Origin of the sequence: Paenibacillus sp. OK003, assembly GCF_900109515.1 — a bacterium.
GTDB lineage: Bacteria > Bacillota > Bacilli > Paenibacillales > Paenibacillaceae > Paenibacillus > Paenibacillus marchantiae.
In genome coordinates this window covers 172908-195743 of record NZ_FOBD01000005.1, presented here as the reverse complement: position 1 = coordinate 195743, position 22836 = coordinate 172908, and the positions used below count along the sequence as shown (strand labels likewise).

Below are 22836 nucleotides of genomic sequence, written 5' to 3'. Positions count from 1 at the left end.
ATTCCGCAGGAGACTTGCTCCTTTTTGGAATCCGGGGTCATGTTGTTTACTACATATGTCAGGCAAGTGGCCTGATCCTATTTCAAAACTTCATCTTCACCAAACCATTTGGTGGAAATCTCGGCTGCTGTGCCATCGGCATTCAGCTCATCCAACGCTTTTTGCAGCTGATTCAGCAGTTCTTCATTGCCTTTTTTCACACCAATGCCGTATTGTTCCGGAGCAAGGGATTCATCCAGCAGTTTGAACGTTCCCTCTTCCTTGGACATGTAATATCTCGCGACCACTTCGTCGATGATGACAGCATCCAAACGTTTCGTCTTGAGATCGGTAAGGGCCAGTACGTTGTCCGGGAATTCGGAAGCATTCACTTTATCCTTCAGAGGACTTGCCGCGAGTGCATCTGCCGCAGAGGACAGCGCCTGCAATCCTACATTTTTGCCATCCAGTTCATCCAGCTTCGTAATCGGTGAGTCCGCGAGTGTGACTGCAACCTGGCTGTTCTCCAGATACGGCTTCGTGAACAGCACTTTATCTTTCCGCTCATCCGTAATCGTGTACCCGTTCCAGATCAGGTCGATTCGGCCGCTGTTCAGCTCCGATTCTTTGGAAGACCAATCAATGGGCTGGAACGTAATTTCTTTACCCATTTTCTCCGCTGCCGCTCTGGCATAGTCAATATCAAAACCAACAATTTCATTATTGTCATCCCGGAAGCCCATTGGAGCAAATTTATCATCTATCCCCACAATAATGGCACTATTATCTTTGCTTCCCAAGCTGGAACATCCCGCAACAACAATCATGCATATGCTGATCAATAATAGAAATATCGCTTGTTTTCTCATCTCTCTAACCCCTCCATGTCTATAACCAAACCCAAACGCTTTAGTTCGTTACCACGTTATCAGAGTCTTATAATAACATAGCATAGGAGAAGAGTCGAGCCTCTTACCTTTCCCTAATCTTTGAACCAGCTTAATTGTCAACAATTTGTGAAAAAGCTTCGTTCACTTGCGCGGGCTCCACCAGCTTCTTACGCACCAATATATCCCACTCCTCAGGTTCCTGAAGGGTTTTCAGTTCCGTTCCGGCTTATGACAATGAGCAACATTCTTCTCTTTTTCTTCGTCTGGAAGATATTAGGGAGGTAGATAAAATAAAATTTATCATTACTATAAGAACGTTGGCTTCACTCGTGTTCCTTACAACTTTGCTGATATTATCCGGCTGTAATCCTACTCCAAGTAACAGTACTAACGGAACTGCCTCACCCCCAGCAGCAATTGCAAAGGAAACCGAAATGGGATCAAAACAGGTTCAGGAACCGGAGTCCAACTTACCTAAGAAACTGCCTAAGCCAACTATTCAAAGCGAAAGTGGCATCTCTATTCCTGCTATACAGGGCAGTTATTGCTGGGGAGGCACCTGCGCTGATTATGTGGGAGGTAAGGACTTGCTAAAAGGACATACACCTGAGTCCGTCCAGGTTGGTGAAAAAGTATCCATAGATATGGGCATAGATATTCCACCTGATGAATTAGATTTGTTTGAATATGTGGAGGAGAAAATCAAGCCTCTCGCTTTAACGAAGGGGTCATTCCATCTACCGCAAGAACCAGGAACCCACTACTACGGTGCATCTGTCCGCTGGACTTCAAGTCAAGATTCACAGATCAGCTACGGAAGTACTTCTTTTGCCTTTGTAATCCGTGGTGTCGAAAAAAAATAGAACGAAACAAGGCCTCTCCAATTTTGGAGAGGCACTACTCATTTTGTTCTATTGCTGCACTTTCTCGCGATCTTTCCCTTTATCCGATTCACCCGCATTTTTGTTGGCGGCATCGCGATCCTGCTGCATCTCCTCAACGGTTTTCACTTTGAGACGTGCAGCACCTTCATATTCCTTCGTTGGAATCAGGTTGCCTGCAGCAAGTCTTGCTTCTGCCACAGCAATCGCATCACCATATTGTGGCAACCATTCGGCTTGGGCGACCAGCATCTCGTCGACCATTTGCCAGATTTCTTTTGGATTACATACCGCACCCACGAGTGGGTCCATCATGAACGCCTGACGCAATATTTTATCGTCACCATGTACCGCAGCTTCAACCGCAAGCCGTTGAACGGAAATGCTCACATTACACACGGCAGCCGGGCCGAGTGGCAGGTCGCCTACATACGGCATCGAAATTCCGTTGCTATCCACATATCCCGGTGCTTCAATGATCGCATCATCCGGCAGATTGGAGATCACACCGTTATTGACGGTATTGAAGTGTCCGCGGTATACGCGTCCCGTTTCCAATCCTTCTATAATGTAGGAACCATGTTCTCCGCCTCGTTTTTCCGGGGCAAATTGCATCGGCTCATCCTTCATCCAATTCGGGAAATCAGTCTCAAACCAATTTCTGCCCTCTGTACACACACGCAGATACCCGCCCGTCTCGCCGTTAATCCAGCTGTCCAGATCAATCCAGTCCTTGATCTCTTCCGGACGTTTGCGGTACCAAGGCACATATTCGCTAAGGTGACCATTCGATTCCGTGCTATAATAACCAAATCGGCGCAGCATATCAATCCGCACTTTCTCGGTACGGCTATACTCCGGATGTTTCTCGAAGGCTTCGAGCAAATCACCCGTAAGGTCTTTACCTTCATGGGATGCCTTGATGTACCAGGTCTGATGATTAATTCCGGCACATACGATATCCACTTCATTCATTTTCAGTCCAAATGCTTCCGCAATCTGGTGATGACCATGCTGTACCCCGTGACATAGTCCAATCGTGCGAACACCGCCATACTTGTTGCAGGCCCATGTCAGCATAGCCATTGGGTTGGAATAATTGAGGAGCAGCACATCCGGTGCGCTTTGCTCACGAATATCCTTACAGATGTCGAGCATTTCGGCAATTCCGCGCTGTCCGTACATAATGCCACCTGCACACAACGTATCGCCGACACATTGATCTACCCCATATTTGAGCGGAATATCCACATCGGTTGCAAAAGCTTCCAACCCTCCTACACGGATTGTACACAGCACATACTTCGCATCCTTGAGCGCTTCTCTCCGGTCTGTTGTCGGCTGAATCTGAATATTCAGTCCATTCTCGCGGATATCGCGCTGACACAGCTCGGTAACCATGTCCAGATTGTGCTGACTAATATCACAGAACGCAATCTCTATATTGTTGAATTCTGGTACCGCGAGCAAATCCCGCAGCAACCCCCGTGTAAATCCGATACTACCCGCCCCGATAAATGCCACTTTAAACGACATGCACAGTTCCTCCCGTAATCCGAAACGATTGGCTTCGGTTAATGACTTCATTCAGTAACACTTGCAATTGAATTGAAGTTGCATGATGAAATCATTGTAACAACGGTACATAAGGAAGCGTTATCAAAATCATGACCAGTTCACGAAGTAGCTGTCAAAAATCCTCACTTTTGTGTCCTAAGATCATCAAGCCTATCCTGCTCAGATAAAAACAGAGTATCTATTCCCCCTATTCTTCCAGTGGATAATGACTGACATGTCGCTCCATCGAGGAACGGAATTCAACCGGAGTTCGGCCTGTATATTTCTTGAATAACATATGAAAATATTGTCTGCTCCCCACGCCCACGTAATCGGAAATTTCGGAGATTGGAATATTGGTCTGTTGCAGCAGCATCTTCGCCTTTTCCATTCGCAGCATCGTGAGATAGTCGGTAGGCGTGCGCTCCGTGTGCTGGCGAAAAATACGGTGCAAATAGCCTGGATGCAGATTCACCGCTGCTGCGATATCCTTCATTTGAATATGGCGATCCACATTGTGATGCATGAATTCAATCGTCCGTTTTACGTACAGCTCCGTCTGATCCAGCGCACTTCGGTTCATTTCCCCGCGAAGTCGTGCAACCCGAACCAGCAGTTGGATAAACAGCGTGCGTACCAACGTACCTTGCTCAGGCGACTTCAGATCACGTGCTTCGCGATGATGCGAGCGTTCCTCCGACGGTATAACTCGCATGGGTGCAGATGGTCGTCCCTGCTCCATCAGTCCACGCTGATCCAGCTCCAGCACCAGGCTTTTCATAATGTGGTACACCTCTTCCGGGTCAGGCAAAACGAGATAAGGTGAGGCTTGGGTTAGAAAAGCATGGACTTCCTCCTCTTCCAGCGCGAGCTGGCGAATGGAAGGCTGGCCTGGCTCTGATCTGACAACTCCAAATTCAACATTCAGCATGCGGCACGGTACGCCATCCTTCACCAGCAGACGGTGCGGAACCCCCGCGTCCAGCAGAATGAACTGCCCTTTTTTCAATACTGCCTGTTCTGAGCTGCCATCCGGCATCTGTACATCGACCCGGCACATTCCCGAAATAATGTACATGATCTCCGTGGAATCATGATCGTGATAGGACATCTGGTAGTTGTCCCATTGCTTGTAATAATACGCGTAGAAACGTGGTCCATAATCCTCTGTGCTCAGTTTCTCCTGAAACAGACTGCCTGTCGAATGATTCGCTTCCAATACCTGCACCTCCGTTGCTGCAACGATCCTCACTTTTCTCCATTGTAGCAAGTCTCGGCGATGTATTTCACCATGTAATTGAAAAATCATTGCGATTATAAATTAGATAAACATATAATTAGTTATAAATCTAATAAATATCATTTTATCTAATCTATAACGAGGAGATAGTGAGACTATGAAAACTACATTTTTTCTGGTGAGGCATGCATTAAAAGAAAAACGCATCGGTGATGTTCCCATCACATCCGAGGGAGTAGCACAAGCTAAGTCGACAGCACTTCATTTGGCTAACGTACCTGTCACCAAAATCATTGCAAGCCCACTCCGAAGAGCAATCGACACTGCGGCGCATATTGCTCTTCAAACCAACGTTACAGTGACTGAAGACCCGAGTCTGCGGGAACGCGCCAACTGGGGTGACCTGCCTGAACAAACCTTTGAAGAATTCATCGCCATGTGGGACCGTTGCACAAGTGATCCAGACTACCTCCCACCCGTGGGTGATTCCTCTAAGCAGGCAGGCCAACGTTTGGCCTCTTTCCTAACAGAATTGGTGAATGTAGAGCCACCAGATAGCCATATCGTTATCGTTACTCATGGCGGGTTAATTACGGATTTTCTGGTAAACACATTCCCAGAGCATGAACTTAACGTCTGGCATCCTGATTTTATCGCCATGCAAAGTCAACTGATTCCCGAATGCTCCATCACCACATTGATTCATGTAAAAGGGAAATACACCATTCAAGATTTTGCTTCTGTAGCACATTTGGAAGGATGATGCCGTTCGTTGTTTCGGTTTGACCATATCAAAAAAACTCCGGGTAACCTCCCGTACGCCTAAACGCACTGAGGTTACTCCAGAGCTTCACTTTAATACAATAGTAAACAATTTCTATAACGAAATAATACTTTGGAATTTACGATCTTGGATTTACGTTTTCCAAGTGGCGTTCCGCAGTATCACCATACAGGTATTGCGTTCTCAAACCCTGCCTTCAGATGATCATCTGCGTTTTGGGCTACTTTCTGACTTTTCTCCTATCCCCTATCACTTCTCACTTTCCACCCTTACCCGACTTGGGTGTGTGGAACTTGGGCAGCGTAACCTTCGACCAGTCGATATCCGATGCCATGTAGAAGGATGGGTAGGACGGCTGATTGTATCCACTGTTCTGCCCGGCAATGCCGACACGATACATCGCATCGTGCATCAGCGTGTACAGTTTACGGTCAGTCTTCTCGGTGCTCAGGTAGATGCGGATCGCTGAGCTGTCCACGGTTCTCACCAGCATCTCTTCCCGCCAATCCCCGAAGATATCCGCTACGAGAGATGGCGTACCCTTGGTATAATTGTTGGTCAACGTGCCGGTTGCGGTCAGCAGCGTACCTCGATTCCAATCCTTAATCGTAGGCGTGACATTGATGGCACCGTCCACGATTTGAGTTGTCATATCGGCGGCCCATCGTATATTCATATTCGTGCCAGGGGCTTTATCGCTTATTTTCTCACCGCTGGCCGTCCACAGTCCCACAGCCCATGTCTCCAATCCGCTGCGGGTCGGGTCCACATCACCGATCATGCCGCGTCCAGTGTCTTTGCCCGTATACCCGCCATAGATCACTTCCCCAGTCTTCGCATCCCGCAGGGAATATCCGTATGGCGCCCAAGGACCACCCTCATGTACCATGAAGATCTCCAGTCCTGGACGATCTGGATCGATATCCGCTACATGAAGCGCATCTCCATGCCCCAGACGTGCAATTGTTCCCGGAGCAGCACTCTCCGCAGGCATCAGGTCCTTGGAACTGTACAGCACACTGCCATCATGATCAATCGTGGCCGAGCCGTACACAATCTCCTGTTTACCGTCTCCATCCACATCAGCGACACTGAAATAGTGCGCGCCTTGGGTTGTAATTGAGCCATACACCGGATCTGTACCGTCCACCCCATGTGGACCGTCATTGAACGGGTTCTTCATCGGTGTCCAGCCACTGTCCGCTTTCCATTCACGCTTGAGCTTTTTGCCATCCCAGTTGTAGGCGACCAGTGTGGAACGTGTGTAGTAACCGCGTGCAAAGATCGCAGACGGTTTCTTCCCATCCAGATATGCCACGCCTGCCAGGAAACGATCTACCCGGTTCGCCGGTTCAATACGCGCCATTGCGTAATCGCCCCACATCAACCCATCATCCTGCCGTCCCGGCTCATAAGGAATGGTCTCCAGCTCTTTGCCTGACTCTCCTTCGAACACCGTTACATACTCAGGTCCATCCACGATAAAACCTTCGAACTTGCGCAGCTCATTCTTGTCACTGCGGCTTGGTGCATACACATCGATGAAGTAATCGGCCAAGCTCTCAGCATCCTTCTGAGACAATGGATAGTTATACTTTTTCGCAATCCCAAAAGCTTCCTCCAACGTAGCAGGCCAGTTGCCCTTCACAACCTCTTCATGTTTATGCCAGTTTTTGAACATATCCACGACATGATCATAGTAGCCATCTGCACTTAAACGATAATCATCTTCGTTGGAATAACCTGCCTTGCGATCCTGCTTCGGAAGGGTGATGTATTTCTCGGAAGTGACCTTTCCTTTTTTGTTATATTGAATGATCTTGGTTCCTGGTGCGGTCTTGAACATCATCTCAGCCTTGCCATCCCCGTCAAAATCATAAACGAGCATCTGTGTATAATGAGCACCCGAACGGATGTTGACCCCGAGATCGATCCGGTACAACAATTGTCCGTCCAGCGTGTAACAATCCACGTACGTTTTACCGGTGTAGCCTTTTTGCGAGACATCCTTGGAGTTGGAAGGGTCCCATTTTACAAAAAACTCATACTGTCCGTCCCCGTCCACATCGCCCACACTCATGTCATTTGCAGAATACGAGTAGGCTTCTCCCGCAGGCGTCACACCATCGGCCGGTTTTTGCAAAGGAATATCGACGTAGCCGTTCGCCCAAGGTTTGACGGATGCACTGCGTTTGCTCTCCTTGCCCTTCTTGCTTACCGCTGCCACTTCATAACGGGACGATGATTTGCCTGCGGCATCAACAAAGTTGGTGCTGTCGGTGACCGTAGCAATCTTCTTGCCATCACGATATACGTTGAAATCCGTGCCTGTCAGACCTTTATCGCTATACCCTGTGGCCTCGTTACCAAGCAATCTCCAACTGAGAAAAACACCCTCCGAAGTAGACGCCGCAACCAGACCGCGATCAAGATACTCAAGCTGAATGTCTTTCAAAGAACTCCCTCCCTTATGTGACTGCACGCTGGCCTCAGCCGCGCTGTTCTCACTGGAAGCTGCTGCTCCGCTCGCACCCGCTGTTCCCGCAACGAGCAAAGCAACGCTTAGTGCCGAAGACAGCATTTTGGCTGCAAGCGGCATACGTACCTTCCTGCGATTGGAGTGCATACCTGAAACCGATCCTTTATGTATCGGTGCTGTTGTTCTGGATTTCATCGACCTTCACTCTCCTTGAGACAGAATGGGTGATGCTTATGGCTGTGCTTGGATCGTTGCGACATCCGTTAATCCATACAGACGTTCATACCCTTCAAATTTTACTGAATGCGCTTACAAAAAAATATAAAAGAAAGAGATCCCGCCTCAACTAAATTCCTAGATTCCGTCCCCCTTCCATTCCCTCTCCATCAGAGCAGCTTCATCCTCCCCATCGGGTATTATTATAGACATCCCACCTGCTGTGACATAGGCAAATATCCGTCCAAAACGATCAATATTCAGTGTTTTTAGAAGACATTCAGGAAATCAAACCGACGAACAATGCAGTCCGAAGGAAGGAAGATTCAGGCTCACCGCCAAGTTTTTTCTTACGAATCTCACACACCCTATTGGAGTGTAAAACTCCAACAATGAATCCTAACGAACCTCAGTAACCTTAATTGAACCAAAACGGGTCTAAGCGGTTCAAAATCCATCCAAATTTACTGAATAGCGTGTCTAAGATTCGTTAGAATTTCCAACTGCACCAAATCATCGATATAGCATCTACTCTGTTCGTTAGAAAAGAAAGAGGGCTGTCGCCAGATCATTTCCATGATCAGAGGACAGCCCTGCTTCATACGTCCGCTTACACATCCCTAATTTCGGATCTTCAAGCGGCTCTTAAACACTTCCATCAGCGAACTTCAATTTAACACAACCGAACCAACTGTATAACATTCCTTTTAAGGCTCAATGCCCCAGACCAGGGTACCGCCTTTGTAAAGGGTCACCTTGTTCCAGTCCTGATAGGATGTTTTGGTTGGATCGTAGGAATAATCATTGGTTTCATCTAAGTTGCTCCAGTCCGTTTTGTACATGCGGAGCTGGATATCCCCGGATTGTCCACCTGCCTGGATCGCGCCTGCTCCAGAAGTGAAGCTCAGCTCCACATAGGAATCGGTGAACGTGCGCTGGATGTTGGCTCCGCCAACTTGAGCGTAATCGACAGCAGAGTCCATCGCTGCGGTACCTTCTTTGGAGAAGTAATAACGGATTTTCAGATCACTCAGATTTACAGCCGTGTTACCTACGTTTTTGATGTTGAAATACGGTTTAATTTGGTTATCTGCCGCGTTGGTATCTCCCGCACGATATTGCAGAACCAGGTCACTGGTCGGAACAACTACACTTTGCGGTGTTGCAGAAGCTGCGGCAGAATTGACACTTTCCCCGGCAGCGTTCACGGCACTAACCACATAATGATAGGTCGTTCCATTGGTCAGACCCGTATTGGTGTAGGATGTGCCGCTCACGTTGGCAGCAACCGTAGTGAATGGACCCGATGCACTCAACGCCCGTTTCACGTTATAACCTGTCGCTCCTGCCGAAGCCGCCCAGGTCAAGCTGATTTGAGCATTGCCTGCCGTAGCTGTCAGCGCTGTTGGTGCAGCAGGGGCAGTCACACCTGCTACTGGTACCGCACTTTTTACAGCCGAATTCACACTCTCACCCGCAGCATTCACGGCACTAACCACATAATAGTAGGTTGTACCATTGATCAGACCTGTGTTGGCATACGATGTGCCGGTCACGCCAGCAGCAACCGTAGTGAATGGACCCGACGCACTCAACGCCCGTTTCACGTTATAACTGGTCGCACCTGTGGAGGCTGTCCAGCTCAGGGAAACCTGTGCGTTGCCTGCTGTCGCAGACAGTGTTGCCGGAGCAGCTGGAGCTGTCGTTCCACCCCCTCCACCATTGCTGGCTGGAAGAACAGGGAATGAGTTCTGCACCAGCATGACGAATTGGTCATGGAACCAGTGACCTGACACTGGTGCGTTAGGCAGTGCACCCGTCAATACACCATCACGAGTTGTAAAGGTTGGATCACACATCCGGTCGAAGCCTTTTCCTTCGTTGTTCGGAATTTCCGAGCTGGAGCCATCAGACTCCCCTGGAGGTTTGACCCATACATAGGCATCCAGATGGGCTGGTCCTGGTGCAGCTTTAGGTGCTTCACCTATGCCTGCTCCACTGTTATTACACCAGTTCCCCCGGTGATCGCGCTTATCCACACGCCCGGAGTTCACGTACGTGTTAATATCACTGCCTGTGGCAGACGTTGGACGATTCACCCCGCCCCATCCATTACGACTGGTATCAATGAGGAAGCCCGTGCTGGCCGGCCAGCCAGCTTGTACAAATCCGCTATACAGTGCCGCAGTGAAATCGGTTTCGTCAAAGTAAGGGTTCCACTCATAAAACTTGGAAGACTTGATCGGTTGTCCGCCGATGTTCAGATCGGGATTAGGCAGATTCGGTTCATTCAGCGGTGTGCTATTCGCTGTGTTCGTAATGAAGCCATCGGCGCTATTCAGACCTGCTGCTGTTCCTTGGACAACGCTAGTATACAGCGAGATTGCGCCTGTACGGTTGTTATCCCAACCAAGCCAGCCGGAGTGACCAATATCCAGGTAGTTGTACACATTCGGAATGGCATGCAGCTTTTCCAATGCGTATTTCACACCAGCTTCATAGATTCCTGTTGAACTCGCTTGGGCACAAGCTGGTGTACTGAGATTGGTTACCAGATTGGGCAGACTGTCCGGCTCAATGATGGCGATGATGCGAATGTCCTGATACTTGGGCTTTGCAAAAATATCGGCAATTACATTGATATAATCATTTTTATACGTCTGTAGGGCCGCCTGTGTTAGTGGAAGTTCACCATTGGATGCAAGGGCATGACAATCCCGCCCAGGTAAGTTGTAGATAACGAATGAAGCGGTAATTGGAGTACCTGACTTCTTTTGTGCCAAGGCGGCATCCAGATGCTGCTCCACACTTTTGCGTCCGGCATTGTCTGTTCCACCATTAATGGCAGCAATACGGTCGATCCAGACTGCCGTTGGATAGGATTTCACCGTTTCCATCTTGGCTTTTAACGCTGCATCACTGGTGAGAGCAATGGACGTATCCACGAGAGCGGAATAATCCTGGTTTAAATACGACGTAGCTCCGACAAACGGATTATCCACATGCGCTTCAGCCGCCTGACTCACTCCTGGAGCCATGCCCGGGAAAATGCCCGCCGCGAGCAGCGTTGCTGCCAGCATTTGTTTTACACTTCTGCGAAGCACCTTTCCGCCTTTCGATAAGGTTTTCGATTTTGTCATTAGGGTTCCACCTTTCTTGTACTTGGATTGGGTATATACTCATGTCTGATCCTCTGTGTCGGCAAGATGCTATGCACGGTAGAGAACGTATGGATGAGCTGTAGGAACTTCACCTCCATGAATGTAGTTCAATTGGGACAAGCCAGGTCAACAACAATAAGGTGTGAAACAAGAAACAGAAATGGTGTCTTACACTGAGGTTAAGGGACAAAGCAAGGGGGATAACATCTGTAGGTGTGTGCGGGTGATCTTTGGTGAACGGCTTTCAAGGCATTGCTCTGACTTAATTAAAGTAAGCGCTTACTTTTAGAGGTTTTAAAAAAAGGCTTACCCTCGATACAAACCTCACATCGCGTGTCCACCTCCTTATGAATCGATTATACTCCATGTAAATATTACTGTAAATTGAATTTATTAAAATTTATTATATTTAATTCCATAAATCAGGCAGGAATTCCGAGATGTGCCTCCCCAAGCCATAAAAAAGGCTCATTACGGGCTTATCCCCCCGTAATGAGCTAATTGACATAGCATATTCTCATGCTACTTTTTTATGGAAGCACAACAATATCTCCTGGTTTCAAGCCGTTCAATACTTCAGTCTTGTCATCTGTCTCGATGCCTGTTTGAATCGTCTGCTGTACATATTGCCCGTTGCCCTGATCCAGCATCACATATGCCGTATCCTGATCTCGCATGACCGCCAGCGTGGGAACGACCGTCGCTTTCTCCTTGCGCAGCGTTTCAATCTTGCCCTCCAGACTTAATCCACCGATCAGCTTGGCGTTTGGCTTCAAATCAATGACAATATCGAATTGGGAAGGCTGTTTCAGATCTGTTTCCGTTCCCTTTTTGGCAAACTTGGAGATTTTGATGACCTTTCCGGTTAACGGAACCTCCTTGTTTCCCGTCATATGTACACTTACAGGCATGCCTGTTTGGATTTTGAATAGCTCCTGCTCGCTAATGGCCGCCACAAATTGTAATTTGCCTGTGTCCACAATGGTACCCACATACTGACCTTCGCTCACCATACGTGTCTTGGTCTCCGTATCGTTCATCAGAAACACACCGGATACCGGCGCGTACACGGTGGATAAACCCATGACCGCTTTCTTGGCCTGAACCTCCTGCTCCTTCACAGCGATGGATTCCTTGTTCATTTCGTTGGTCAGTCGTTTTGTTTCCCGCTCGGCGAAGGCTTTCTTCCGTTCTTCTTCAGTAACCCCCAATTGCTCGGGACCCTCTCCCTGAGTAAGACCAATCTCATTCAATTGAGCTTCCAGCCTCGATTTCTCAATATCGGTCTCCAACTGCTGCACTTCCGTCTGCAATGCTTTCGAATCAAGCGAGAACATGACGGCTCCCTTGTGAATGGGCTCCCCATTCTCCACATTCCACTGCTTTATCTTCGAGGCAAAAGGAGCGTACACATCCGTCTGTTTGGCATAAGCCGACTTGCCTTTGACCTGAATTTCCTGCGTGATCGTCTCCTGTGTGACTCCAAATGTAATGGGCTGCGGAGCCTCGATGGGCGCTTCGGGTACCGGTTTATATTGCTGGTACAGAAAGTATCCAGCGCCTGCGAGCAGTCCAATCAGGATGATTCTCTTTATCCATTTGCTTATTGCCGATTTCTTCATTGCCGTATGTCCCTTCATTGAATCTGTCTGTTAAATCCTTAAATCCATAAACTGTGCTTTCCTGTATCTCTGCTTTATTTATGCCGATTTAATTACCTGCAACGCATTCGTACGCGAGGCGCTAATCGCCGGATAGATTCCCGAGAGTACTCCGGTCAACACCGCAAACGCTATACCAGCAGGCAGGGCCGACGTCTCAATAACCACTTGGAGAGTTGTGCTTGCCTCCATCGAGATTTGTCCTTGGAGCAGTCCATTCACCCCCTGGATGGCTCCGTAAGCGATGAAGACACCCACAATGCCGCCCAACACTCCAAGTACAGCAGCTTCAGTAATGAACATCTGCCTGATCTGCCACAGATTAGCTCCCAGCACCTTCATAACGCCAATCTGTTTGCGGCGCTGATGTGTGGACATGATCATCGCGACAATAATGGACAGCGAAGCCAGCAGCATGACGAATATCCCAATGCCCATAGCAGCCTTCTGGTACATGCCGAGCTGCTCCTTCATCGCCTGCTCCTGATACAGATTGCTGTCTGTCATCAGCGTCAGTTTCTTAATCTGCTCCTGCACCTGTGCCAAATACTTCTTGTCCTCTACCTTCACGAGTGCCGAGTTCAACCTTCCTGCTGCCGCGGCCTGTGCCTGACTGCTCTGGAACTGTTCAGCGAGCATTCGGGCGGTTTCGAGGGAGACATAGACTTTTTTGTCATACATGGCATTGTTCTCACTCATGCCCCCAGGTACTTTCAGCACACCCGTCACTCGCAAAGGGGAACTTGTTTTGGTTTTGGACGAATCATTCATGTCCTGATATTTCAGGTTAAACTGTGCCTGAAACAGCTCGGTTTGGGTAGACATCAATGCCATGTACTGCTGCAAAAACTCGTCATTAAACGAATCCTCCATGAGCTTTTTGTTCAGTTCGCGGATCACCTCGGCGTCCACAAGTCCAAAGGTTGCACCGTAATTCACAATAGCGGCTCCGCTGATCCCCGATGCCCCGCCTTTGTCAAAACGGTAGCCAAAACGACTCAATGATCCAAGCTCTGTACCGATGACTTCCACATTGGAACTTTTGCCATCCAATGTAGCCATCTCCAGCATATCCAGCTTCAACATCGGAGCAACAGCGACAACATGCGGAAGGCTGGCGATAATATCGATTTTTCGAGCCGTCAGCGCTCCTCGTTCGAAGGTGGACGTCTGCCCATTGCTTCCGCTCGAACCGATCCCCTCATTGGGAGATACTGTAATCTCATCCATTTTGTAATTCTCGTTTAACGTTTTCTCACCATAGACCTGTACCGACTGCCCCACGCTTAATGCGATAATCATGGCCGCACAGCCGATGGACAGACCAATCATGCACAGTAGAGTAACCACCTTCCTGCGCACAATCTGTCCCCATGACATTCGCAACACATCCAGAACTCTCACAACCGCTCTCCTTGCTCTATTGCCTTGGACGGGCCACTTTCCACCAAGCATCCGTCCTGCAATGTAATGACAACCTGCATCTGCTCCGCCACTTCAGCCTCATGCGTGACAATAACGAATGTTGTATGCATCTCCCGATTCAGCTGTTGCAAAATGGAAATAATCTCTTCCTCCGTTCGCGTATCCAGATTCCCGGTAGGCTCGTCTGCGAATATGACGGACGGTTCCGTAATCAGTGAACGCGCAATGCTGACACGCTGCTGCTGCCCTCCCGATAGCTGGGACGGGAATAATTCGGACTTATCGACAAGACCAACCTGTTCCAGCAGGTGCATCGCCTTTTGCTTACGCCGTGATGGGCGAATGCCCTGAAACACGAGCGGCAGCTCCACATTTTCCCGAATGGTCAGGTTCGCCAGCAGCTCATACGCCTGAAAAATAAAGCCAATATGTGTCCTGCGAAATTCCGCCAGTCGGTTCTCACTCATACGTACAATATCCTGATCTGCAATAAGGATCTTGCCTGTGTCCGGCTTCATCAGACCTGCCATCAGATGCAATAACGTCGACTTGCCTGAACCGGAGCTTCCCAGCAGTGCAACCATCTCACCCTTACCCACGGATATGTTAATGTCCTGCAATACGGGAACATTCCCTTGTGCATTGCGGAACGTGTGTGATACCTGTTCAACTCGCAGCATGAATCCGGCTTCCTCTCTCATCGATATAATAGAGGTAATTATAGCCATCAGATGTATCGGTCCAATCTGGACTTGTATCCAATTTGTAAAATCAGCCTTTTACACCATTGGATCGAATGGCCTTCTTTGGATTTATGCAACATGTTCAAATCACAAAAAGACCCTATGGGTTCAGTCCTTAACATAGCGACTTCATTCCATAGGACCCTAGTATCTGAGCATTCCATATTCACATCTTTACCAAGCACGGAAGCTAAACCGATATAACTCGCTTTTTTCCATAGAGCTCCCGACAACAAAGAGATTGCTGTCATTCCATTTCAACTTGATAAAGTAATCGATATTCCGGTAGATAACCGTATCGGACCCCAGCTTCCGGTCATTCAGATAGGCAATGTGCACCTCATTCTTCTGTCCTTCGAGTGTCAAAAAATAGGCAATGCGGGACTCCTCCTCATCCAGATCGAAGCTCCAGATAGGCCCTTTGACCAGCAGCTCAAACTTCTTCGTATCCGCTCGATATCTGTATAGTCCTTGTTCGTTGTTAATCATACCCTGAATCAGCATGTCCCCATTCTTCAACACCTTGAACTGCTGGATATCCTGGGCAGGGGTGTATGCAGTGATATCATTTCTATCGTTCAGAGAGAAGCTATAGACGGCGTAATTTTCTTTCAATTTAACCAGCACATACACCCGTGACAGATCCCGGCTGATTTCATATAAATCCAGCATAATCAGGGTATCATCCGCACTTGAAATGTTGCTCGTCTGTGCAACCTTGGCAACCAACTCATCATAACTGTACAATTCATGTTTCTTTCCTGTCTTTAGCTCCACCATGTTGAACACCAGATCATCATATCCGATGTAGGATTCATTGCCTACAAAGACGCGTGAATAGGAGTTGTCATTCTTCAGCTTGCGATGTTCTCCTGTTTTCATGTCATATTCATAGGTTGTCTTCTGCGCCTGAGTCGATCGGTATTGGGAATAAATCAGCTTGCTCCGATCCGGACTCAGGCTAATGCCATACTCTGTATTTGTGGCGATGTCCTTCAAGAGATTATCATCCATATGCAGCTGTGACAGTTTGATCCCGGTATAGGAACGATCCGGCCGATTCAATATAACCGTGTTGGAATCAGCTACCTCAAAATCATAAATGGCAAAGTCATTGGGCAGCTTGGTAGCCGACTCAATCTGAATGGTGCTGCTTGGCGGCGGGGCGAGACGGCTATTGAACTGTTTATCCGGCAGAATGACGGTTCTGGGCTTCCCATGTCCAATGCTGAACAGACTACCAATGCCAAAGATACCTCCGACAAATACAATCAGCAAACCGGATAACATAAGCATATCGCGATATCTGCTCCAAAATCCTCGTTTCTTCATACGTCCGATTCTCCAGGCAGACTGATATTCACCTGTGTTCCCTTGTTCAATATACTCTTCATTTCCACCGTTCCCCCATGCTGCTCCACCGTGTTTTTCACAATGGACAAGCCTAGCCCCGCGCTTCCCTTCTCTGTCCTGTTCATCCCATTATCCCGGTAAAAGGGTTCAAATACATGCTTCAGCGCTTCCTCCGGAATGCCTTCTCCTTCATCACGAATCAGTATGGCTACCGAATCCCCCAGTCGAAACGATTGGACCTGAATGATGGAATTCACATTCCCGTATTTGACCGAGTTATCCAGCACATTCAAAAAAACTTCCTTGAGCTTGTTCCAGTCCCCCTGGACATACAGCAATTCTTCCAGCTCATAGCGAATGCCAATATTGTACTTGCCCGCCTTGATGGACATGTCTTCGCAGGCTTCCCGAATAATATTCGATACATTCACCCGCTCAAAACGAAAGGTCTGAATCGGTGTGGATGATACAGTTACTTCCAGGATATCCGCAACCATGACGTTGAGGCGTTGGCTCTCGTTGATAATATATTTCAACCCTTTATCGAAGAACGCTTGATCCGTAAATCCATTATCCCGCAAAATCTGAGCATACCCCAGTATCGTGGTCAGCGGTGTCTTTAATTCATGCGTCACATTGTCAAAAAAAACCTTGTTGCGTGCCTGTAAATGCTTGACCTCATCCCGTTCTCTCTCAATCACGTCAATCTGCTCCTTTACCCGAGCAATCATGACGGTAAAGCTGGAAGCCAGCTCTCCAATCTCATCCTTCGTTGAGATGTGGATGTCTGCATTCAGGCTGCCTTGTGCAACTTCGGCTGAACGTTTTGTCAGCACACGAATCGGCTTCGTAATCTGGCGTGAAATAAAGACAGATCCAATGAAAACAAACACAAAAATAACGGCTGCAAAGCCCTTGATGGTGTTCTGAAAGCGCAGATGCCGCTTGAACAGATCCGTATAATCCCTTTCCAGCTGAATAATGCCAAGGATACTCCCCTCCGACAGCACAGGAAAGGACAGATTCCCTGTTACTCTGCCTTTGTCCACCACGGTTGTATAGGCGATCTTTGATTTCATGGCAGCCTGTAGATCAGAGGTTTGAGCAGCAGCCAGCTTCGCCTCCGCACCCACGTTGCTAAACGGAGTGCCATCAGACCGATAGACTATGACCTTGCCGCCTACTGCGGAGCCGATCTGTTCTGCGAGGTCCCGATTCCCTGTTCCCAGGGAGTCCTCACTAATCCGTTTATTATGAATCAGGAAGTATTGATTGAGCGCGATATCCAGATTTTTTTTGGATTGCACCATGTCCTCCTGCACTTCCCTGTACATGTTCTCCTCACCCACTTTATTCGAAATAATGAGCAAGGCCGAAAAACCAATAAATACGATGACCGAGAAAAGAACGACCATTTTGAACTGGATCGTCCACTTCATGTATGCACCTGAATATTCAGTTTGTAACCCACGCCGAAGACCGTCTCAATAAGTGAAATCCCCTGCTCCCCGCTATCCAGCTTCTTGCGGATACGCTGAATATGAATGTCTACCGTCCGGGTATCTCCGGGAAAATCAAATCCCCACACTTTATCCAGCAACTCGGACCTTGTATGTACTTTGCGGTGATGGTTGACCAAATATAAGAGCAGATCATACTCCTTATTGGTCAGTCCGGCGCGTTCCCCATCTTTCCAAACTTCACGCTCATCCTTGCGGATCTCAATATGTCTGCCAAGCCGTACCACTTCATAGGACTGATTCTCCAGCGTCTCGCTGATAAGATCAATCCGGCGGAAAATGGCCCGAATGCGCACAACCACCTCACGAATGTCGAATGGCTTGGTAATATAATCGTCCGCCCCCAGCTCCATGCCGAGCACCTTGTCCAGCATATCGGACTTCGCCGTAATCATAATTACGGGAATCTTCGAATTCACGGAAAGCTGTCTGCACACATCGAACCCGCTCATATCCGGCAGCATCAGGTCGAGCAGGATCAAGTCTGGTCTGGACTCCCTGAGCAGCTCCAGGCCCTCTCTGCCTGTTGCCGCTTCGGTCATCTCAAATCCTTCCTTGCGTAAAGAATAGGACAGGATGTCGCGAATGGACTCTTCGTCTTCAATAATCAAAATCTGTTTCGGTCTCATGATGAATCTTAATCTCCCTGCTCTATGAATTTCATCTGCCTTATATTTTGTATCTCTGCTCCAGGATTGAACAGAGGTTCACCGAAAATGTTACAACTCGGATACAAGTCTGGCGTCTTTGGAAACATCATCCCGATATACTTGGAACACAGAGAACAAACCAGACCGGACAAAGCCAGATCGGTATCCAAAGGGGAAAACATCACGTGAACAAAACAACCATTCATGATGCTTATGTAAACTATAAATCAGAAGTGACACGGTATCTATCTCAGATCGTCAAAAATCAACAGGATGCAGAGGATCTCACGCAGGAGTGCTTCATCCGAATGATGAATGTATCGGCAGACATTCCGGAAGAACGACTTCTCTACTACCTCAAAAGAATTGCCCGTAACCTCGCCATGGATACATTCCGCAAGCGGACCCGTACACTGAAGCGAGATAGTAAGTTGGAGATGCAGACGTATCACTGTGATTCATCCGAGTTGGAAATCTCTGAAGGTGTTAACGACATTGTCTCGATCATTAACAATACAGAGCATCGCAAAATTCTTGAATTACGCGTGATTCACGGGTACAGCATCAAGGAAACCGCCCAGCTCGTTAACCGTAGTGAAGGCATGATCAAATCCTCAGTATTCCATGCCGTCAATCGCATTCGGGCCAAAGTCATCTCATAAGAGATGGCTTTTTTCATGAGCAGAAATGACGTGAAATCAACATCTGATGTTAGAAAGTATCAAAATTTGTTAGATGGAGCATGACAAAGGACTCATTTTTACAAAAGTCGAGTTCGTTTTTACAAATTGTTATGACTATGTGAGATTTTGGTGTGATAGAATATGGACGAACTCATGTTTCAACTAATATTTGGGAGGGATTTGGTTGGGTAAATTGACACGTATGCGAGGAGTATGGGTAAAATCACTCCTGGCATTGTCCATGGCATTGCCGCTTCAGATCGGATTGTGGAATGGAGATGCAACGGTTCAGGCCGAATGGGCAACAGACCCTGCACCGTTCATTCAGGCAAAGGTTGTTAACGGAAATGCAGGCAAGAAAGTACTGTTCGACAATACTCATGCACAGACAGCCGGAGCAGCTGACTGGGTCATTGACGGAGGCTTCTCAGACTTCGGCAATGCACTCGCGAATAATGGATATGATGTAAAGGAACTGCGCAAGACGACTCCTTTTACCTATGACGATCTGAAAGAATATAACGTGTTTGTCATCGCTGAACCCAATGTTCCCTTCAAAACGACAGAACAGGCAGCCATGAAAGAGTACGTAGAAAAAGGCGGCAGCATCTTCTTCATTGGAGATCACTACAATGCTGACCGTAACAAAAACCGCTGGGACGGTTCCGAAGCGATTAACGGCTATCGTCGTGGCGCATTCGAAGATCCAGCCAAAGGCATGAGCACAGAGGAACGTAACTCTGAGGCTATGCAAAATGTAACTAGCAGCGACTGGCTGTCCGATAATTTCGGAGTCCGCTTCCGTTACAACGCATTAGGCGATATTAATGCTACTAACATTGTGCCTGCTGGACAGGCATTTGGCATTACGGAAGGTGTATCTGCTGTAGCCATGCACGCAGGGTCCACACTTGCGATTACCGATCCAACAAAAGCCAAAGGTATTGTATACCTGCCGAAAACGAATGACGCTTGGCCGAACGCTGTTGACCAGGGCGTATACAACGGTGGTGGCGTTGAGGAAGGTCCTTACGTAGCCGTTTCCAAGCTGGGTGCAGGTAAAGCAGCATTTATCGGCGATTCCTCTCCGGTTGAAGATGCTTCACCGAAGTATCTTCGCGAAGAGACTGGCGCTCGCAAAACAACGTATGACGGCTTCAAAGAAGTGGATGACGGCAAATTGCTGGTCAATACCGTTAACTGGCTTGCTAATCAAGAAAATTACACTAGCTTGACTCAAGTGAACGGACTTCAACTGGATAATGCAACAGCATTGCTTCCGTTCGAACAACCTGCTGCTTCCACAGAACCACAGGCTGAACCTTGGGCTGCACCAGCTGCAGGATACAAGTGGTATGATCGTTCCACGTTCAAAGCAGGTTCTTATGGTGGACCAGCTTCAAGCGCGAACGCTTCTTACAGCTTCGTGAAGCAGGAAACCCTGCCTAATGCGGAGGATTTCCAGATCCGTGTGGTTGTAGAGAACATGCCTGCTAACACAACCGTTTCCGGTTACAGTGCAGGGATTTACCTGACTGGCGGAACACAGGTCGCCATGATTCAGAATGAAAGTGGTACATGGCCGACTTCATACGGTTACAGCTCCAACTTTAGCGTTACTTCCGACAGTAAAGGTCGCGCAATCAAAGACCTGAATGTCCGCATTAAATCAGGTACAACGGGCGCTGCCAGCCTGCGTCTGCGTCTGAACGGCAGCAACCTGATCACGACTGCAGTGACCGTCGGCAATGTTCCGGCTGAGCAGCTTCCGGAAGAAGAAGGACCAATCCCGGCAACAATCAGCATTGCTGATGCACGCACCAAAGCAGCTGGTTCAACGGTTACGGTTGAGGGCGTAGTTACTACAGAGCCAGGTGCTTTTGGTGGACAATCCTTCTATCTTCAAGACACCACAGGTGGCCTCTATGTTTTCCAAAGTGCTGGCGGCTTCCACGCTGGAGATGTGGTTAAAGTAACCGCAGCAACGGCGCTGTACAACAGTGAATTTGAGCTTACGGATATCGTAGCGATCGAGAAAACGGGTACAGCCTCCATCCCTGCTGCCATTGAAGTGCCAGCAGTAACGGCTGCAAACCAGGGTCAACTCGTTCAATTGAAAGAAGTAACGGTTCAGAACATCATCAGTGCAACACCGGTAGGTTCGTTTGAATTCGATGCAGTTGCAGCGGACGGAACAAGCACGCATGTACGTGTGGATACACGCACAGGTGTAACGCAAACGACCTTCCCTTATGCAGCAGGCGATAAAATCAGCGTGACAGGTGTTGCCGCTATTTTCAAAGATGTATTTCAACTGAAGCCTAGAAGCTTGAACGATTTCGTAGCCGTTGAAGAAGGCGGCGAAGAAGGACCTTCGACGCCAGCTGTTGGCGCACCAGGTAAACCAGCGCTTACATCCAACAATGGTTACAGCAACGGTCTCTCTGAAGGGTCTTATACCGTTACTATGAACCTCTGGTGGGGTGACAATGGCACGAGCTATAAGCTGTATGAAGATGGCGTGCTGATTGACACACAAAAGCTGACAGACGCTACACCAGCGGCGCAATCGGCCCAAACAACGATCAATGGTAAAGCTAACGGTACTTATACCTACGTAGCTGAGCTGACGAACTCCAAGGGTACAACTCGCAGTGAAGTACTCACGGTGCAAGTTGCGAATGCTGCCCCTGGCAAAGCAGTTCTCTCCCAAGACAATTGGGATGGGGACGGCAACTACAAAGTGACGATGAATCTGTGGTGGGGAACAAACGCATCAGAATACCGTCTCTATGAGAATGGTCAACTGATCGATACCAAAGCACTGAACGCAGTAACACCTAATGCACAAAGCGCTGTGACAGATGTATCCGGTCACGCGAATGGAACGTACACGTATCGCGCCGAGCTGATCAATGCAGCGGGTGTGACAAGCACTGAAACGATTACGGTACAAGTAACGAAATCCGCTGTATCTCTGCCAGCAGCAAGCTAAGTCTCACTAAGGAATGCCTAACGTTTAACCAAGCATTGAAAAACCGAAGCAAGTTTGCCGGGACTCCAGGCACTCGCTTCGGTTTTTTTCGGTTATTTTTCTGATAAGATCAGTTTCTCTTCAAAGTTGTTGCCCTTCATATCTGTCCACTCAATAACAACCGATTGGTCTTCATTACTACTAACTTGTGAACCTCGTGTTGCCGTTATAGGAAAATGTATTGATTTCGAAGTTAAATCGCTCTCCTTTCTAATTATTCTTCCTTCATTAATGTTAATTTTATATTCTTTAATATCTTCCAAATTATCTTTTTTATAAAATATAATATACTCTCCATTTTCCGCTCTTTCATTTGTTACTATCGTATCTAGCTCGCCTCTCCAATGTTCACTCTCTCCCATGAGATTAATTCTTGTTTGCATTTTGGAACAACCAGTGAGAGACATGGCGACTATTAAAATAAGTATAGAAATAGACACCCATAATACATTATTGTTTTTTCTCACAATTTACCTCCATTACTAAATTTATAACTATACAGTATCATAGTATGAGTCTACTTCTAAAACAGTAATTTCATATAGGCTCAACATTTTGCTGATATTAACTTCCTATAAAA

General features: G+C 47.9%; 16 protein-coding genes. 4 read left to right on the top strand and 12 right to left on the bottom strand.

Annotation, left to right across the window (positions count from 1 at the left end):
* Positions 1-77: 77 nt before the first annotated feature.
* Entirely contained in the window at positions 78-848 is a 771-nt protein-coding gene (locus BMW94_RS09510) for an amino acid ABC transporter substrate-binding protein (RefSeq protein ID WP_090997558.1), read from the bottom strand.
* Between the two features lie 455 nt (positions 849-1303).
* Here BMW94_RS09510 and BMW94_RS09505 point away from each other — a divergent pair, with 455 nt between their 5' ends.
* Positions 1304-1732 carry a hypothetical protein gene (locus tag BMW94_RS09505; protein WP_090997556.1) on the top strand — a complete coding sequence of 143 codons (429 nt, stop codon included), beginning with the start codon at positions 1304-1306 and terminating at the stop codon, positions 1730-1732.
* A gap of 48 nt (positions 1733-1780) precedes the next feature.
* Here BMW94_RS09505 and BMW94_RS09500 read toward each other — a convergent pair whose 3' ends face one another.
* Together BMW94_RS09500 and BMW94_RS09495 are read right to left on the bottom strand one after the other, a co-directional pair.
* A complete protein-coding gene (locus tag BMW94_RS09500) occupies positions 1781-3286 on the bottom strand; it encodes an alpha-glucosidase/alpha-galactosidase (protein ID WP_090997554.1) in 1506 nt (501 codons plus the stop codon).
* Positions 3287-3515: 229 nt separating this feature from the next.
* Positions 3516-4526, bottom strand: coding sequence for an AraC family transcriptional regulator (locus BMW94_RS09495; RefSeq protein WP_254790195.1), 1011 nt, complete (start codon positions 4524-4526; stop codon positions 3516-3518).
* A 178-nt stretch (positions 4527-4704) separates the two neighbouring features.
* Here BMW94_RS09495 and BMW94_RS09490 point away from each other — a divergent pair, with 178 nt between their 5' ends.
* Complete coding sequence (locus tag BMW94_RS09490; protein WP_090997550.1) at positions 4705-5310, top strand: histidine phosphatase family protein; 606 nt, start codon at positions 4705-4707, stop codon at positions 5308-5310.
* A gap of 277 nt (positions 5311-5587) precedes the next feature.
* Here BMW94_RS09490 and BMW94_RS09485 read toward each other — a convergent pair whose 3' ends face one another.
* The 8 genes from BMW94_RS09485 to BMW94_RS09450 form a co-directional block, all read right to left on the bottom strand.
* Positions 5588-7930 carry a rhamnogalacturonan lyase gene (locus tag BMW94_RS09485; protein ID WP_090997910.1) on the bottom strand — a complete coding sequence of 781 codons (2343 nt, stop codon included), beginning with the start codon at positions 7928-7930 and terminating at the stop codon, positions 5588-5590.
* Between the two features lie 803 nt (positions 7931-8733).
* Entirely contained in the window at positions 8734-11166 is a 2433-nt protein-coding gene (locus BMW94_RS09480) for a glycoside hydrolase family 6 protein (protein WP_090997547.1), read from the bottom strand.
* 551 nt (positions 11167-11717) lie between these two features.
* Positions 11718-12809, bottom strand: a complete 1092-nt coding sequence (locus BMW94_RS09475; RefSeq protein WP_175480634.1) for an efflux RND transporter periplasmic adaptor subunit — start codon at positions 12807-12809, stop codon at positions 11718-11720.
* Between the two features lie 78 nt (positions 12810-12887).
* Positions 12888-14252, bottom strand: coding sequence for an ABC transporter permease (locus tag BMW94_RS09470; protein WP_090997542.1), 1365 nt, complete (start codon positions 14250-14252; stop codon positions 12888-12890).
* Positions 14249-14953 (bottom strand): ABC transporter ATP-binding protein, encoded by a 705-nt coding sequence (locus BMW94_RS09465; protein ID WP_090997538.1) that lies wholly within the window; start codon positions 14951-14953, stop codon positions 14249-14251. The genes BMW94_RS09470 and BMW94_RS09465 overlap by 4 nt, the downstream gene beginning before the upstream one ends.
* A gap of 237 nt (positions 14954-15190) precedes the next feature.
* The gene (locus tag BMW94_RS09460; protein ID WP_090997535.1) at positions 15191-16348 is read right to left on the bottom strand and encodes a hypothetical protein; all 1158 of its coding nucleotides are present in this window, start codon (positions 16346-16348) and stop codon (positions 15191-15193) included.
* The gene (locus tag BMW94_RS09455) at positions 16345-17808 is read right to left on the bottom strand and encodes a sensor histidine kinase (RefSeq protein ID WP_090997532.1); all 1464 of its coding nucleotides are present in this window, start codon (positions 17806-17808) and stop codon (positions 16345-16347) included. The genes BMW94_RS09460 and BMW94_RS09455 overlap by 4 nt, the downstream gene beginning before the upstream one ends.
* A complete protein-coding gene (locus BMW94_RS09450) occupies positions 17805-18518 on the bottom strand; it encodes a response regulator transcription factor (RefSeq protein WP_053784030.1) in 714 nt (237 codons plus the stop codon). The genes BMW94_RS09455 and BMW94_RS09450 overlap by 4 nt, the downstream gene beginning before the upstream one ends.
* Positions 18519-18724: 206 nt before the next feature.
* On the opposite strand from BMW94_RS09450, the gene BMW94_RS09445 reads away from it, so the two are divergent.
* The gene (locus BMW94_RS09445; RefSeq protein ID WP_175480633.1) at positions 18725-19201 is read left to right on the top strand and encodes an RNA polymerase sigma factor; all 477 of its coding nucleotides are present in this window, start codon (positions 18725-18727) and stop codon (positions 19199-19201) included.
* A 223-nt stretch (positions 19202-19424) separates the two neighbouring features.
* On the top strand, positions 19425-22217 hold the full coding sequence (locus BMW94_RS09440; protein ID WP_090997907.1) for a chitinase N-terminal domain-containing protein: 2793 nt from the start codon (positions 19425-19427) through the stop codon (positions 22215-22217).
* 92 nt (positions 22218-22309) lie between these two features.
* Here BMW94_RS09440 and BMW94_RS09435 read toward each other — a convergent pair whose 3' ends face one another.
* Positions 22310-22723: a hypothetical protein gene (locus BMW94_RS09435; protein ID WP_090997525.1), complete on the bottom strand. Its 414-nt coding sequence runs from the start codon at positions 22721-22723 to the stop codon at positions 22310-22312.
* Positions 22724-22836 lie beyond the last annotated feature (113 nt).